11 protein-coding genes are annotated in these 15,483 nt (G+C 51.1%); 10 read left to right on the forward strand and 1 reads right to left on the reverse strand.

Annotated elements, in window-relative coordinates; translation table 11 throughout:
- Positions 1 to 217 precede the first annotated feature (217 nt).
- The 6 genes from GILYN3_RS16425 to ggt all read left to right on the forward strand — a co-directional run bounded on the left by GILYN3_RS16425 (position 218) and on the right by ggt (position 9,298).
- Entirely contained in the window at positions 218 to 3,385 is a 3,168-nt protein-coding gene (locus tag GILYN3_RS16425) for a di-heme oxidoredictase family protein (protein WP_232305491.1), read from the forward strand.
- A gap of 383 nt (positions 3,386 to 3,768) precedes the next feature.
- A complete protein-coding gene (locus GILYN3_RS01975; protein ID WP_049721293.1) occupies positions 3,769 to 4,431 on the forward strand; it encodes a CDP-alcohol phosphatidyltransferase family protein in 663 nt (220 codons plus the stop codon).
- The gene (locus GILYN3_RS01980) at positions 4,424 to 5,356 is read left to right on the forward strand and encodes a phosphatidate cytidylyltransferase (RefSeq protein ID WP_049721294.1); all 933 of its coding nucleotides are present in this window, start codon (positions 4,424 to 4,426) and stop codon (positions 5,354 to 5,356) included. The genes GILYN3_RS01975 and GILYN3_RS01980 overlap by 8 nt, the downstream gene beginning before the upstream one ends.
- A gap of 8 nt (positions 5,357 to 5,364) precedes the next feature.
- Positions 5,365 to 6,018: a lysophospholipid acyltransferase family protein gene (locus GILYN3_RS01985; protein ID WP_198147261.1), complete on the forward strand. Its 654-nt coding sequence runs from the start codon at positions 5,365 to 5,367 to the stop codon at positions 6,016 to 6,018.
- Positions 5,985 to 7,481: a DUF5924 family protein gene (locus GILYN3_RS01990; RefSeq protein WP_269745912.1), complete on the forward strand. Its 1,497-nt coding sequence runs from the start codon at positions 5,985 to 5,987 to the stop codon at positions 7,479 to 7,481. The genes GILYN3_RS01985 and GILYN3_RS01990 overlap by 34 nt, the downstream gene beginning before the upstream one ends.
- Before the next feature lie 116 nt (positions 7,482 to 7,597).
- A complete protein-coding gene (gene ggt / locus GILYN3_RS01995) occupies positions 7,598 to 9,298 on the forward strand; it encodes a gamma-glutamyltransferase (RefSeq protein ID WP_084005033.1) in 1,701 nt (566 codons plus the stop codon).
- On the opposite strand, the gene GILYN3_RS02000 is transcribed toward ggt, so the two are convergent.
- Positions 9,240 to 10,253 carry a tRNA dihydrouridine synthase gene (locus GILYN3_RS02000; protein WP_232305492.1) on the reverse strand — a complete coding sequence of 338 codons (1,014 nt, stop codon included), beginning with the start codon at positions 10,251 to 10,253 and terminating at the stop codon, positions 9,240 to 9,242. The two genes, ggt and GILYN3_RS02000, sit on opposite strands and share 59 nt — an antisense overlap.
- A gap of 282 nt (positions 10,254 to 10,535) precedes the next feature.
- On the opposite strand from GILYN3_RS02000, the gene GILYN3_RS02005 reads away from it, so the two are divergent.
- The 4 genes from GILYN3_RS02005 (at position 10,536) to GILYN3_RS02020 (ending at position 15,482) form a co-directional block, all read left to right on the forward strand.
- The gene (locus GILYN3_RS02005) at positions 10,536 to 10,784 is read left to right on the forward strand and encodes an OadG family protein (RefSeq protein ID WP_049721295.1); all 249 of its coding nucleotides are present in this window, start codon (positions 10,536 to 10,538) and stop codon (positions 10,782 to 10,784) included.
- A 104-nt stretch (positions 10,785 to 10,888) separates the two neighbouring features.
- Positions 10,889 to 12,667: a sodium-extruding oxaloacetate decarboxylase subunit alpha gene (oadA, locus tag GILYN3_RS02010; protein WP_049721296.1), complete on the forward strand. Its 1,779-nt coding sequence runs from the start codon at positions 10,889 to 10,891 to the stop codon at positions 12,665 to 12,667.
- An 18-nt stretch (positions 12,668 to 12,685) separates the two neighbouring features.
- Complete coding sequence (locus GILYN3_RS02015; RefSeq protein ID WP_049721297.1) at positions 12,686 to 13,993, forward strand: sodium ion-translocating decarboxylase subunit beta; 1,308 nt, start codon at positions 12,686 to 12,688, stop codon at positions 13,991 to 13,993.
- Between the two features lie 124 nt (positions 13,994 to 14,117).
- Positions 14,118 to 15,482 (forward strand): DEAD/DEAH box helicase, encoded by a 1,365-nt coding sequence (locus GILYN3_RS02020; protein WP_157484832.1) that lies wholly within the window; start codon positions 14,118 to 14,120, stop codon positions 15,480 to 15,482.
- Position 15,483 lies beyond the last annotated feature (1 nt).

Raw genomic sequence — 15,483 nt, forward strand, 5'->3', positions numbered from 1 at the left:
AAGCGATTAGTGGGAAGACGCCTTGTAGCTAAGGCAATAGAGTGCGAGAGCTGGGACTAAGCAACACTCTGAGTATTACGCTTAGATAGCGGCAGCTCCAGCACTGCGCCAGATTGATCGAGTGCCTGATAGGATGTCAGCGGATTATCGACTACGGAAGCCGTGCAGCAACAGACTTACTCAAACCTCACACAATGCTAATAATGAGGAGCGTTACATGATAGCCAATACCTTTTCTCGGGGTGCCCTTGCGGCACTGATTATGGCTGTAAGCAGCGGCACTTACGCACAGATAAGTAACTTGTCTGGTGTCGCAACTGCCACGGCTAGCACCCAAGATTTACCCGCCAATGCCGCCATTGATGGCGACGGCAATACCCGCTGGGCCTCTAGCGGGCAAGTCGACCCTTCCTCGTTAACCCTTGATTTTGGGGATCGCTATACGCTCTCGGAAGTGGTTATTTACTGGGAGGCTGCTAATGCCGCCCAATACGAGATTCAGGGCTCCAACGATGGTGTGAGCTGGTCGACCATGGCTACTCGTAACGGTGGCACTTTTGGCGATCGCACTGATACCGTGTCGGTCTCGGGTGATTACCGGTATGTGCGAATGCATGGCATCAGCCGCAGTGCTGGCAACTATTGGGGTTACTCCATCTGGGAGATGGAAGTCTACGGTGCGCCGGTAAGCTCTACGGCCGAGTCGGTACGTATAGAAGCTGAAGATTACGATAACTATTTTGACCTCAGTGTTGGTAACAATGGCAATGCCTACCGCAGCGACGATGTGGATATTGAAGCCAATGCTGATGGTTTTAATGTCGGTTGGATGGACCCAGGTGAATGGCTTGAGTACAGCGTTCAGTTGGGCGCGGGTAGCTATGAGCTAAGCACTCGGGTTGCCTCGCTAAACGGCGGAGGTGATTACACGCTATCACTGGCGGGTGCGGCGCTAGGAGGTAGTGTGCCTGCGACAGGTGGCTGGCAGTCGTGGCAAGAGCAAACACCAGGCACTATTGCCGTGGCGCAAGCTGGACAATATACCTTGCGCCTCGATGTAAATGCTGCCGGTATGAACCTCGATTGGATTCATTTAGAGGCGCAGCAAAGCTCCAGCTCATCTAGCGCCAGCGGCGGTTGCGACGATGGCTGCCTGCAAATGTTGGATGCTCAGACGTTGCGGGCAACGGTTAGTCAGGGCGATACAGTGGATATTCACTACCGCGTTAACGGCGGCGGACAAAATAATGTTCGTATGACCGATACCGGCACTGAGTGGGTGTACGATATTCCGGGGTTAAGCAGCGGTGATCTTGTCAGTGTTAGCTTTACGGTTATTACTAACGGTGCCGGTGAGAGTTTGGCGTGGCGCGACTATAGCGTTGACGGCTCGAACAGCTCGTCTAGCAGCTCTAGTAGCTCGTCCAGCTCTAGCTCTAGCAGTTCCAGCAGCAGTTCTAACTCTAATAGCTCATCAAGCAGCTCGAGCACCTCTCCAGCTGGTCCCGTAACACCGCTTTATAACAGTGGTACGACACTTGAGCCGGTGATTCAATTTGATCGTGGCGATGCTTTAGTAACCCGCTTTTCTGACCGTGGTCGTGACCGCCATGCGAAAGAGGACATGTTCCAAGCATACGAGCACTACTTGAGTTTTTACTGGGAAGATCGCACGGCGGCTATCGAGATTATCGACTACGTGGCTAAAGGTGGCGATACTATTCGTATGAATGTTGAAACTCAGTTTCGTCTAAATGATACCGAGGCCGAGAACCGTTGGTTTTATCGCGGCGTAGGTACAGTGGCGGAGTTTTGCGACAACGGCACCATGGAGGTTATTGACGACACTCACTACTATAAAGAGCGCACCTATAATTGCCGTGAAGGCCGCTCGATTCAAATTGGCGATAAAATGGAGTTTGAGTTGAGTCAATTTTTGGATCACAGCGTACCTAATGGTCGCTCGGCTTATTATGGCTCGACTTACTTGTATATTGTGGGTGAGGGGCTAGTGCCGTGGGAAGTCGGCGGGGCAACACCGGCCGGTGGCATTAAAGATTCGGTTAAAATTCCTGAAAAAGCGTGGCTGGGTGGTCACACCACCGTGCATGCCATGAGCTCTAATGAGCCCGACAATCTATTTATGCAAATGGCCACCAACATTGGTTACGGTAACGCGCAACCGTTTATGTTGGGCCGCCGGGTTCTGCACAGTTCGTTCGTCGATGGTTTGCACGATGAAAATCCGATTGATAATCCACCTTTGACATCGGCTATTGGTGGCTCCGGCCCGTTGTTTGTCAACTCAAGCTGTACCGGTTGTCACGAGCGCAATGGTCGTGCAGCGCCAAGTGCAGTGGGCCAGAATCTGGATAAGTGGGTGTTTAAAGTTGGCGATATTAACGGCGATCCGCACCCGCAGTTAGGGCGTGTGTTACAGCCAGAAGCTAACAGTGGTGCAACTAGCGAAGGTCAGGTAGCCATATCATCTTGGACTGAGCAAAACGGTTTACGCTCGCCTAACTTCCAATTTTCCGGCGTCACGCCCGAGACTTTCTCGGCTCGTATCGCGCCACCGTTGGTGGGTATGGGGTTGCTTGAGGCGATTTCTGAGTCGGACGTATTAGCGCTTGCCGATCCTAACGACAACAATGGCGACGGTATTTCGGGTCGCGCTAATCGAGTTGGCGATCCACTCACTGGCGCGACTCGTTTAGGTCGGTTTGGCTGGAAGGCCGGTAAGGCGACTGTCAAAGCCCAAGTGGCTGGTGCCTTTAATACCGATATGGGGGTGATGAGTTCACTGTTTCCTAATCCCGACTGTGGCAGTGCTCAGGCAAATTGTGGTGCGTCTGGTTCTGAGCTGGCCGACACAGATTTGGACAACCTGACCAAGTACATCTCGCTGTTGGGCGTGCGCGCACAACGCGACTATGATGATGCGGCGGTGCTTAATGGGGAAACCTTGTTTGGCTCTATTGGTTGCGCCGATTGCCACACGCCGTCTTTCCAAACGAGCCAGTTTCATCCGTTGGCTGAGTTACGTGATCAGACAATTCGGCCTTACACCGACTTGCTGTTGCACGACATGGGCCCAGGCCTTGCCGATAACTTAGGCGAAGGCGATGCAAGTGGTAGCGAGTGGCGCACCACACCACTGTGGGGTTTAGGTTTGTCCGCTTGTGTTACCGGCGGTATGACTAATGCGGGGCAGGGGCAGCAGGTGTGTACGCCAGTGCACAGCTATTTGCACGATGGCCGCGCACGCAGTATTGATGAGGCTATTCGTTGGCACGGCGGTGAGGGTGAAGCCTCTAAGCAAAGCTATGAATCTTTATCTACGGCACAAAAGAACGATGTGTTAGCCTTTTTACGCTCATTGTAAGTTGCTAGCCATGGGGTGACGGATTACTCCTAGCTAGGTTATTTAGAAAGCCCAGCCATTAATCTGGCTGGGCTTTTTTTATGTATTATTGATTTGGAAAATCCGGAACGACTGGCTGTGTGTGTGCCGCAGCTCTAGGTTTGGTCTTTAGTGTGTGCTTAGCAGGTTAAATAGCGCCATCTAGGCTAACGCTGAGTATGTTGCTAATGAAACGGGATTTTCTGACTCTGGGAGTATGAATCAGCACAGCAACCTACTTATAATGGGCCGCTTTAGAAGTAGCAGTCCATAAGCTACGTGCCATAGAGTTCACAGCAATCCGCCTGTTTAAATCTTTAGCACCATGGTTTTAGCTTGTTACTTTGTGTCAACGGAGTATGGATATGCTTAATGATAGCGCCCGCCGGCCACTTAAGGTTCGGTCTTCAAAATATTCGCAAGATATTGCCCGTAAGCTGTGCCAGTACCAGGTAACTCCCAATCAAATATCAGTGACGAGCGTGCTCTTTGCGTTACTGGCGGCGTTTTGTTTGATAGGGATGCGTTATTACTGGGGGTGCTGGTTGCTGCCTATATTGGCCGCGGTATTTATTCAATGCCGACTGTTGTGCAATTTGTTTGATGGCATGGTAGCGGTTGAGGGAGGCAAGGCCACCGCAGCGGGTGAGTTGTTTAACGATATCCCCGATCGTATCGCCGACCCTTTGATTATTGTGGCCGTAGGTTACGCCGCCCAACCTATTTTAAGCTGGGCCGATAACTTAGGTTGGTGTGCCGGTCTGTTGGCGGTGTTAACCGCCTATGTACGCACTCTGGCTGTTAGCATTGGTGCGCCCACTAGTTTTGCCGGACCTATGGCTAAGCAGCATCGAATGGCGCTATTAACCGCCGCTTTAGTGCTGACAGCATTAGAATCCGTGGTGTTTTCGCAGCAAGGCTATAGCCTTGTTGTGGCTTTAATAATAATTGCTCTGGGCTCGCTATTAACGTGTATTAATAGGGCTCGCGCTGCCTACCTGTATTTGGAATCCGCCAAAAATGATTAATGTTCCGCAACATGCTTTTTATGCCATGTGTCTGGTGCTTGCGTTATTACTGTTGGCAACCGTAATACGGTTAACTCTTAAAGCCTGCAACCCCAGTCGAGACTATACCGAGCTGCGCCAGCGCATCCAGTCTTGGTGGGTAATGATCGGCATCTTGTTTTTTGTCTTGCTTGCAAGCAAAAACGTTGCCATCGTATTTTTTGGTTTTATCAGCTTTTTGGCCTTGAAAGAATTTTTGTCGATTGTGCCGACCCGTCATGCTGATCGGCGGGCTGTGTTTTGGGCGTATTTGTCTATTCCAGTGCAGTATTATTGGGTGTCTATGGGCTGGTACGGTATGTTTATTATTTTCATACCTGTTTATGTGTTTTTGTTTATACCTATACGTATGGTGCTTATTGGTGAAACCCGTGGCTTTATAGCATCGGCCGGGGTCTTACATTGGGCATTAATGTTGACTGTGTTTTCAATCAGTCATATTGCGTACTTGTTGATGTTGCCAGATAAAAATAATCTAGCCGGCGGTATGGGGCTGATTATATTTTTAATTTTTTGCACGCAATTTAATGATGTGGCTCAGTACGTTTGGGGGAAGCTGTTTGGCCGGCACAAAATCATCCCCAAGGTCAGCCCTAATAAAACTTGGGAGGGTTTTGTTGGAGGACTGTTAACGGTTGCTGTTTTTGCAAGCTTTATTGCGCCGTGGCTTACCCCGCTTTCTTGGCGCGAAGGGCTGGTCGTTGGTTTGATTATTGCCGTTGCAGGTTTTATGGGGGACCTTGTTATTTCGTCGGTTAAGCGTGACTTGCAAATAAAAGATACCGGTCAGCTTATCCCTGGCCACGGAGGCCTGTTGGATAGAATGGACAGCCTAATGTATACCGCGCCGTTATTTTTTCATTTTATTTATTATTTGCACTATTGAGAAAAATCATGATGGCTAGAGTTTTAAAAATAATATTTTTTGCCTTTATTGTTAAGCCCGTCGTGCTTGTAGTGCTTGGGCTGAACGTTGGCAACCGGCAAAACTTACCGCGTAAAGGCCCTGCGGTGGTTGTTGCAAATCATAATAGCCATCTGGATACCTTGGTGCTAATGAGTTTGTACCCGCTGTTGGATATACATCGGATACGGCCTGTTGCCGCAGCGGATTACTTTTTGTCTAATCGTTTGGTGGCATGGTTCTCTTTAAACGTCATAGGTATTATCCCGCTGGAGCGCAAAGCAAGAAGTCGCCCTAAGGTTTTGTTTGAGCAGTGCGAGAAAGCTTTGGATAATGGCGATGTGCTAATTATTTTTCCAGAAGGCTCTCGAGGTCAGCCAGAGCAGCTTGGGACACTAAAGCGCGGTGTTTATCATTTGCTAAAAAATCGTCAAGATACAGTGTTAACTCCGGTGGTAATGCACGGCTTAGGTCGCGCATTACCCCGTGGCGACGGGCTGTTAGTGCCGTTTAATTGCGATGTTATGGTCGGTGAAAGCATAGCGATTGGTGCGGATGGGCAAGAGCTGATCGATAATTTAACAATTGCTTATAAAACATTGTTGGATCAGTGCCTTACTCGACGAAGTTCGGATGTGGTGTAAGTTGTGGCCGGTATTGCGTTAGATGCTTCCACCTAAAACAGTGTCTCCATTTGCTGTTTGTTTGTGTTAGCGCACGAGCATTGTATGACTGTTCAGTTATACTGGCGCCCACCTATCTGCAGCTCGAGGCGCTTATTATTATCCAACGTTTAAAATCGCCGGTTCGGTGGCTGGTGGAGATGGTCGCTCGCTATCCGGGTTTATTAGCGCTGCTGGGGTTTATCTCTGGGGTAGCCAGTTTTTTTCTGGTCGAGCGCGAGCAGGAGCGTTTTGCTCAACTGGTGTCGCTGTTAATGCTAGCCAGCTGGGTGCTCTTGATGCTGGAGAATCTGCTCAAGCGTGGGGTTAGTCGCTGGTTTGGGGTGGAGCTGCCAGATCCGCTGGTCAAGTTTGCTGCGCAGTTGGTGCATCAAGAAAGCTTGTTTTTTGTTATTCCTTTCTTTTTTATCACCACGGCTTGGAATAGTGGACAGATGGTATTTACCGGCTTGCTAATGTTGGCTGCCTGTATTTCTATTGTTGATCCAATTTACTACCGCTGGCTGGCACCTAAGCGTTGGTTGTATTTCTTTTTTCACGGTTTCACGTTGTTTGCAGTACTGTTAACTGCGCTGCCGATAATTGTACATTTGCCTACCTCGCAATCGTATTTTTGGTCGTTGGCGATTGCTGTATCCTTATCTTTTTTAAATATAGTGCGCGACTTCTCATTTGGCTGGTGGCGGCGTACGGCGCTTGCGGCACTGTTGTTGGCGGTTGCTGCGATTGTCGGGGTGGTTGCTCGTCCGTGGGTGCCGCCGGCCACATTGTGGTTAACGAATGTGGCGATTACCACGCAGATAGACGATACGACAAAAGCGCCAGTGGCTCAGCTAAAACTGGTAAGTGACGAGCAATTGCAACAAGGGTTGTATGCCTATACTGCGATTCATGCGCCGCGCGGCTTAAATGAACGGATTTATCATGTTTGGCGTTTGAATGGTAACGTGATTGATAAAATTGCCCTGGATATCAATGGCGGACGTAAAGCGGGTTACCGCGCTTGGTCACACAAATTAAAATTTCCGCCTTACCCGCAGGGCAGTTGGCGGATAGAAGTTGTGACAGAGGCAAATCAGGTGGTGGGGGTGTTGCGCTTTAAGGTGGTGGCATCTAAATCCGAGGTGCAGGCTGAGCTTGCAGCAGCGCCAGTGGCTCCAGTTACACTTTTTACGTCACCGGCGTCTGCGATTCGCGAGCCGATTGCGGCGGTTATTAAAGCCGAGGGCGAGCAATTAATAGACGGTATTTTACCGGATGAGAGTGCGTCGAGTTTGATGTCGTCGGTCGATGAACTGTCGGCTCAGTCGTTGTCAGCCAGTGTATTAGCTGAAGCGCAGTCGTCCGCTACAAAAACATCATCGCTAGCTGGCGGGTCGTCCAGTAAAGCCAGTGGCTATATGCCGGCACAAGCTGGCGAGTAAAACTTAGCAAAAGCCGCCACTTATGGCAATGTCTTGTAACTTAACTGATATAGACAAGGCTGAGCCGCTAGAGTGTTGATCTGATTATAATTGCCAGTATCGCAAGAGGAGTCTCCATGCGTCATTTTTTACCGCTAAAAGTATTACAACTTATGGTGACGGTGTGTGTGTTTTGTTCGGCAGTTGTTTGTGCTGAGATGACGGGTTATGCCCGCGTAACTCAAGATGGCCGAGCCGCTGTGGCGACGGTACAGCCACGAGCTACTGAGGCCGCCATGGCAGTGTTGGCCGAGGGTGGTAATGCGATAGATGCCGCAGTGGCGGCAGCCCTGGCTTTAGGTGTGGTCGATGGCCATAACTCGGGCATTGGCGGTGGTTGTTTTGCCGTGGTGCATTGGGCTGACGGCACGATAGAGGCTCTGGATGGGCGCGAGACGGCTCCGATGTTGGCTAGCCGTGATATGTATGTGGTAGATGGCCAGCTAAATCGCGAGTTGAGCCGTACTGGTGCGTTGGCCTCGGGCATACCTGGCTCGGTGGCGGTGTACGACTATATGCTGAAAAAAGGTGGCGCTCTTAAGCGAGAGGCTGTCTATCGGCCGGCCATTGCACTGGCCGAGCAAGGTTTTGCCATAGATCAAATTTACGCTGAACGCTTAGCGCGCAACCGCGATGTGTTGGCCCGCTTTTCCGGTACGGCTGAAGTGCTGCTTGATGATAATGGCCAGCCTTGGCCCGCGGGGCATAAACTGGTGCAGCCAGAGTTGGCTAAAACCTATAAGCAGTTGGCGCAACAGGGAGCTGAGTACTTTTACCAAGGCGAGCTGGCTAAGCGCGTTGAGCTGTGGATGAAAGCCAACAATGGTTTGATTCGTCAGAGTGATTTTGCGCGCTATCAAATGCTTAAGCGTACGCCGGTGCGCAGCCAGTACCGAGGCTACGAGGTGGTGGGTTTTGGGCCGCCTAGCTCGGGCGGTGTGCATGTGGCGCAGATCCTGAATATTTTGCAATCGTTTGATTTAACTAAGCTCAGCGAGCTGCAGCGTTACCATGTAACCGCCGAAGCCATGAAGCTTGCGTTTGCCGATCGGGCGTTTTGGTTGGGTGATCCCGCTTTTGCCGATGTGCCTAAAAATCTTATTAGCGAGACTTACGCTGCATCATTGAGTAAAACCATCGCGTTAGATGGTACTAATAAGGCGGTAACCCACGGCACTCCGGCAAAAGCCGAGATAAACTTATTTGATAAGCACACCACGCATATTGCGGTGGCCGATAAAGCGGGTAACTGGGTGGCGATCACCACGACGGTGAATACTGATTTTGGCTCGAAGGTGATTATTCCCGGCACCGGCATGGTGATGAATAATCAGATGGATGATTTTGCTGCGCAGCCCGGCGTGCCTAATGTGTACGGTTTGGTCGGCTCCGAGGCTAATGGTATTGCCCCCGGCAAGCGGCCGCTATCAAGCATGAGCCCGACCTTGTTGCTAAAAGATGGCAGGCCGGTGATGACGCTGGGGGCGGCCGGCGGCCCAACCATTATTACTCAGGTGGTGCAGGCGTTAATTAATACGATTGATTTGCAGTTGCCGTTGGCACAAGCCTTGTCGGCCGCACGTATACACCATCAGTGGCGGCCGGATGCGCTTTACCTAGAAAAAAGCGCATCGCTTGAGCTGCGCGGTGGTTTGCACAAGCTAGGTCACAATATGAAGGATTTAGGACCGTATGGCTCGACGCAAGCTATTGCCTTTACTAAAGAAGGCTTTGTTGCGGTATCGGAGCCGCGTTTAGAGCAGCGTAATCGCCGTTAGGCGGGCCTAGCTGTGCATCAAAGTGCGTTAATAAAACATCGGACTGCTGTACGCGTTTAATGGTTTCAAAAAACAGGTTGGCCTCGGGGTATTGGCGGCGTAAATACATAAGCCACTGCTTGATACGATTACCGGCAAATTTCTCGGGGTAGTTGGGGCGGCACAGCTCAAAGTAGTGGCGCAGCAGTGTGCATACCTCAAGCCAGCTCATGGGGGTGTACTCTTTACCAGCCAAGTGGGCTTTTATTTGCAAACCTAGGTCGGGGCAGGCCAGCAGCCCGCGTCCCAGCATTACATCGGCGCAGCCCGACTGCTCGCGGCAGCGTAGGTAATCTGCCACGCTCCAGATCTCGCCGTTGGCAATTACCGGAATTTGTATCTGCTGATTAATTTCGCCGATACACTCCCAGTAGGCGGGCGGGCGGTAGCCGTCCGCCTTAGAACGTGCGTGCACGACTAGTGTATCGGCCCCGGCGGCCTCTACGGCTCTGGCGTTCTCTAGGTAGTTGTCGCGCGCATCAAAGCCTAAGCGTATTTTGGCGCTGACACTAATGGTTGCCGGTACCGCGTCGCGCACAGCTTTTACAATATCGTAAACTCGCTCGGGTTGGCGCAGTAGGCAGGCGCCGCCGTCGCTTTTATTAACGGTTTTAGCCGGGCAGCCAAAGTTAAGGTCGATAGCGTTGGCGCCAGCGATGACTGCACGCGCGGCGTTGTCGGCCATTGGCGCTGGCTGGCCGCCGAGCAATTGCAGTTTTACCGGTATGCCAGCCGGGGTGAGGCAGTTGTTGGCAAGCTCTGGCGCTAAGCGGTGAAACGCACGGCGCGGCAAACGCTGAGCTACCACCCGTACAAACTCGGTAACGCAACCATCAATACCGCCGATGCGAGTCATCAAATCGCGCACTTGGTGGTCGACAACGCCCTCCATTGGGGCTAGGTGCAGGTGGGTCATGGGTTGCTCCTCGCTTAAGGTGGCGTAGTTTACACAGTTTCTGGATAACTGTCGGTGGCCAATTGCTAACGCTAAAATCCTCTAAAAGTAGTCAATTGTAATTAAAGTTAAAGAAACTAACGGCAAATGCCGGCAAGTTTTAAGTGGCCGTGTTGCGGCTTCTTGTAAGTTTTTAAAAGATAAGGGAAAATGCTCGGCCGTTTGTGCCGCCTAAGGCTTGTTGCCGCCTGCGACAAGCGGCTTTTTGAGCGCGAGACGACGATTAATTAAAGGGTAGTCATCATGCAAAATATACTGCTGCAGCAAGGCATGGATCTAATGATCTACGGCATGGGCACCGTGCTGGTGTTTTTGACGCTGTTGGTCATCGCTACGGTTATTATGTCGCGCTTTGTGACGCGTTTTTTTCCGGATCCTATAGTCGCCGAGCCATTGCGGTCAGCGCCGCAGGCGGGGCGTGATGTTGCGCTTGACCCTGCGATACGCAGCGCTATTGAAAAAGCTATTGAGCTGCACCGTGCGCGTCGTTGATACGCCAGTGACTCAAGGGTAAGCACAAGTAACAAATACAGTCATAACGATTGATGCGAATCATTATTCGCCGATACGAACGATAATTTGGGGTAGAAAACGCCATGAGCGAGCTTAAAAAGCCATTGGGTATTACGGATGTGGTTTTGCGCGATGCGCATCAGTCACTGTTTGCCACACGTATGCGCCTTGATGACATGCTGCCAATTGCAGCAAAACTCGATGAGATTGGCTTCTGGTCGTTAGAGACTTGGGGGGGCGCTACGTTTGATAGCTGCATCCGTTATTTGGGTGAAGACCCTTGGCATCGCATTCGCGAGCTGAAAAAAGCCATGCCCAAAACTCCGATGCAAATGTTGCTGCGAGGCCAAAACTTATTGGGCTATCGCCACTATGCCGACGACGTTGTTATCAAGTTTGTTGAGCGCGCCGCCCACAATGGGGTCGATGTATTCCGCGTGTTTGATGCCATGAATGATATGCGCAATATCGAAACCGCTCTTAAGGCTGTCAAACAACAAGGTAAGCACGCTCAGGGCACTATTTCTTATACATTAAGCCCCGTTCACACGCTCGAGGGTTGGGTCGAACAGGGTAAGCGCATCGAAGATATGGGTGCCGACTCTATTGCCATCAAAGATATGGCGGGCTTGCTTAAGCCTTACGTAGGTTACGAGCTGGTTAGTCGCTTAAAAGAAAGTTGTAGTATCCCAATTCATATGCAAAGTCATGCCACCACAGGTTTGGCTCACTCTACTATTTTAAAATGTGTTGAGGCCGGCATCGATAACGTCGATACCGCTATTTCTTCTATGTCGATGACTTATGGCCATAGTCCGACTGAAACCTTAGTGGCAAGCCTTGAAGATACCGATCGCGATACGGGTTTGGATATTCACAAGTTAGAGGACATCGCGGCTTATTTTCGTGAGGTGCGTAAAAAATACGCTAAGTTTGAGGGCGCGCTTCAAGGGGTAGACTCACGTATTTTGGTGGCACAGGTGCCGGGTGGCATGCTCACCAATATGGAGAACCAGTTACGCGAGCAAGGCGCTACCGATAAGCTGGATGACGTGCTGGCCGAGATTCCACGAGTGCGTAAAGATTTGGGCTATTTACCCTTAGTAACGCCCACTTCGCAAATTGTCGGTTCTCAAGCGGTGATGAATATACTTTCGGGTGAGCGCTATAAAACCATTACCCGTGAAACCGAAGGGGTACTTAAAGGTGAATACGGCGCCTCGCCGGCACCGGTCAATACCGACCTGCAAAAACGTGTGTTGGGCGATGCTCAGCCCATAACGTGTCGTCCTGCCGACTTGATCAAGCCCGAGCTGCAAGCTCTGAGTGATGAGCTGTTAAGCCAAGCCAAAGAAAAGAGCATTGAGCTGACCGCAGGGGAAGGGCAGGTAGACGATGTCTTGACCTACGCTTTGTTTCCCCAAGTCGGCCTTAAGTTTTTACAAAACCGCAATAATCCAGAAGCTTTTGAGCCAGTGCCTACTGGTAATGAGGGTAGCGTACCAACCACTGACTCTGGTGATGAAATTTACACAGTAGAGGTGGCCGGTAAGCAGTACACTGTGACGGTATCTAGCGGCGGTGACATTACCGCGTTGGCCCCTGTGGCTGGTGCTGCTTCTGTGGGTGTCGCGCCTGCAGCAGGATCGGGCGAGCCGGTACCGGCTCCGCTTGGCGGAACCATCTGCAAGGTTACAGTACAGACTGGGCAGCAAGTTGAAGAAGGTGACACTTTGTTGATTCTTGAGGCCATGAAAATGGAGTCGGAAGTCAGTGCCCCGCGCGCCGGAACCATCGTCGCGATTAACGTTCAGGCTGGTGATGCCGTCACCGCCGGTGACAGCTTGCTTAGCATCGCTTAAATAGGTCGGAATTAGATTATGCAAAACTTTTTACGCCTGTGGCACGACTCGGGTATCTACCACCTCGATTGGGGGCAAGGTGTGATGCTGTTAGTGGGGTTGCTGTTGCTGGTTTTAGCAATTCGCAAAGGCTTTGAGCCACTGTTGCTGGTGCCAATTGGCTTTGGTGCTATTTTGGCTAATATCCCCGGTGCGGGTTTATCGCTCTCGGCAGTTGAAAATGCCTTGGCATCGGGCTACCCCGATGTATTGGCGCAAATTGCTCAAGTGTTGGGCGCTAGCGCCGATGCTGGCCTGCACGCGCTCACAGATGCTTACAAACACGCACCCGGGGCGATACAAGCCGATGTGTATCGTCTAGCAACGGATCTTGGCTATGCCAATGGCATGCTGTATTCGTTTTATACCGTTGCCATCGGCAGTGGTGTTGCGCCGCTGGTGATCTTTATGGGAGTCGGTGCTATGACCGACTTTGGCCCGTTGTTGGCTAACCCCAAAACCTTGTTTTTGGGGGCCGCTGCCCAGTTTGGTATTTTTGCGACGGTACTGGGTGCCGTGGGTTTATCGGTCACCGGCGTGATTGATTTCTCGATTCAAGATGCCGCGGCTATTGGCATTATTGGTGGCGCGGATGGCCCGACGGCAATTTACGTGGCCAGCATTTTAGCGCCAGAATTGCTGGGTGCTATTGCGGTAGCTGCGTACTCTTACATGGCTTTGGTACCGCTTATTCAGCCGCCCATTATGCGACTGTTGACCACCGAAGACGAACGCAAGATTCGCATGGAGCAAATGCGTGTTGTCTCGAAACGCGAGAAAATTGTATTCCCTTTAATTTTGCTTATTTTGGTGGCGTTAATTCTGCCAAGCGCAGCACCGCTATTGGGGATGTTCTGTTTTGGTAACCTGATGCGTGAATGCGGTGTGGTCGAGCGTTTAAGTGACACGGCACAAAATGCGCTTATTAATATCACCACTATTTTTCTCGGCTTGTCGGTGGGCTCAAAACTTGCGGCTGATAAATTCCTCGACCCTAAAACGCTAGGTATTTTGGCGCTGGGTATTATCGCCTTTGGTATCGGCACTGCGATGGGGGTGTTAACGGCCAAGTTTATGAACTTGTTCTGTAAGCATAAAATTAATCCGCTTATTGGTTCGGCTGGTGTTTCGGCCGTGCCGATGGCGGCGCGAGTATCCAACAAAGTTGGACTTGAAGCCAACCCTCAGAACTATCTGCTAATGCACGCGATGGGCCCTAATGTGGCTGGTGTAATTGGATCGGCAGTTGCCGCAGGCGTTATGATCTCTATAGTTTCATCGTTGTAAGCCTGACGCAGGCAAGCCTGCTTGCCTGCGTCAAACTGTATCGGGCGGGCTAGCCGCCGACTGTGCTGCATCTAGCTGACGCGCGCTGCACAGTTTTATTTGCGTTCACTTGTTGAGTCTCATCGTGAGTAATTCTGGAGTATTTTCCCTTCTAAAACACCCAAGGCTGCAAGCGGCTTTAACACAGCTGGAAATTGACGAGCCTACCCCCGTGCAAGCCCGTGCTATTCCGGCCGTGCTTGATGGTGCCGACGTGGCTGTCTGCGCGCCTACCGGCAGTGGCAAAACCTTGGCTTTTTTGTTGCCAATGCTACAGCTATTGCTAACGCGTAAAACGGGGCGGGGGGCGGTTCGTGCGTTAGTTCTGACCCCCACTCGCGAGCTAGCTCGGCAAATTGTTGCCGAAGCTCGCAAATTGTGCGAGCGGGATATGATTAATGTCGTTGCTCTTACCGGTGGCGATAGTAAATCAGCTCAGCGCGAGCTGATTGGTTCGGCCGATTTACTGGTGGCAACGCCAGGGCGCATGTCTGAATTTGTCGGTTTTCAGTTGGCCGATTTATCTAATATTGAGTTTTTGGTTATTGACGAAGCCGATCGAACACTAGATATGGGCTTTTCTGATGAGGTGACTCGTATTGCCAAAGCGTGTGGTGAGCAACGGCAAACACTGCTGTATTCGGCCACCCTGCGGGCTAAAGGTTTGGGGCAGTTGCTGCTGTCCATGACCAATCCTGACACTTTGCAGCGCATCGATATTACTCAATTAACCACTAATATGTTGCAAGAGAAAATTCTTGCCGACGATTGGCCGCATAAATGCCAGCTATTGGCTGCATTGTGCCAGCAGCGCGAATTTCGTCGCGCGGTCATTTTTGCCAATACTCGGGAGCGAGTGAACGAGATTGTCAGTGCACTAGACAGTGCTAATGTGCGCTCGCTTGCGTTGCACGGTGAGGTCGAGGCTAAAGTTCGCAAACAAGTGATGGCGCGCTTTAGCGGCGGGCAGTGCAATATTTTAGTGGCGACTGATTTGGCCGCGCGTGGCTTGGATATTGAAGGTATTGAATTAATTATTAACGCCGATTTACCCTACAACGTGCCAAGCTTTGTACATCGTGCTGGTCGTACCGCGCGGGCTGATGCCAGTGGTACTGTGTTATCGCTGGTCACGGCTCAAGGCTGGAACTTAATGGCCGATATCGAACGGCATTTGGGCGCTGCAGCTAAGTTTGTGCAGCTGGATGGTTTGGTGGCGCGTTATCGCGGCCCCAAAAAAGTTAAAAGCTCGGGTAAGGCTGCGGGCAAAAAACCGGTGATGAGTCGTGCCAAAATGGCTAAAAAAGATAGCGCCGCTGAAGGGGGTAAAACTAAAAACCGACTGCGTGATCAAAAAAATATTGGTAAACGACGTAAAACGGCCGCAGCACCGGTAGCCCCGGCGGGTGTTAAAGGTTGGGTAAGTCAAACAAACAAGAAAGAACCATAAC

Source organism: Gilvimarinus polysaccharolyticus (assembly GCF_001187555.1).
Taxonomy (GTDB): domain Bacteria; phylum Pseudomonadota; class Gammaproteobacteria; order Pseudomonadales; family Cellvibrionaceae; genus Gilvimarinus; species Gilvimarinus polysaccharolyticus.

What these genes read in the sequence shown, in the direction of transcription:
- GILYN3_RS02015 (WP_049721297.1), top strand. Translation starts at nt 12,686, where the DNA reads ATGCAAAACTTTTTACGCCTGTGGCACGACTCGGGTATCTACCACCTC.
- GILYN3_RS01975 (WP_049721293.1), top strand. Translation starts at nt 3,769, where the DNA reads ATGCTTAATGATAGCGCCCGCCGGCCACTTAAGGTTCGGTCTTCAAAA.
- GILYN3_RS16425 (WP_232305491.1), top strand. Translation starts at nt 218, where the DNA reads ATGATAGCCAATACCTTTTCTCGGGGTGCCCTTGCGGCACTGATTATG.
- ggt (WP_084005033.1), top strand. Translation starts at nt 7,598, where the DNA reads ATGCGTCATTTTTTACCGCTAAAAGTATTACAACTTATGGTGACGGTG.
- oadA (WP_049721296.1), top strand. Translation starts at nt 10,889, where the DNA reads ATGAGCGAGCTTAAAAAGCCATTGGGTATTACGGATGTGGTTTTGCGC.
- GILYN3_RS01980 (WP_049721294.1), top strand. Translation starts at nt 4,424, where the DNA reads ATGATTAATGTTCCGCAACATGCTTTTTATGCCATGTGTCTGGTGCTT.
- GILYN3_RS01985 (WP_198147261.1), top strand. Translation starts at nt 5,365, where the DNA reads ATGATGGCTAGAGTTTTAAAAATAATATTTTTTGCCTTTATTGTTAAG.
- GILYN3_RS02000 (WP_232305492.1), bottom strand. Translation starts at nt 10,253, where the DNA reads ATGACCCACCTGCACCTAGCCCCAATGGAGGGCGTTGTCGACCACCAA.
- GILYN3_RS02005 (WP_049721295.1), top strand. Translation starts at nt 10,536, where the DNA reads ATGCAAAATATACTGCTGCAGCAAGGCATGGATCTAATGATCTACGGC.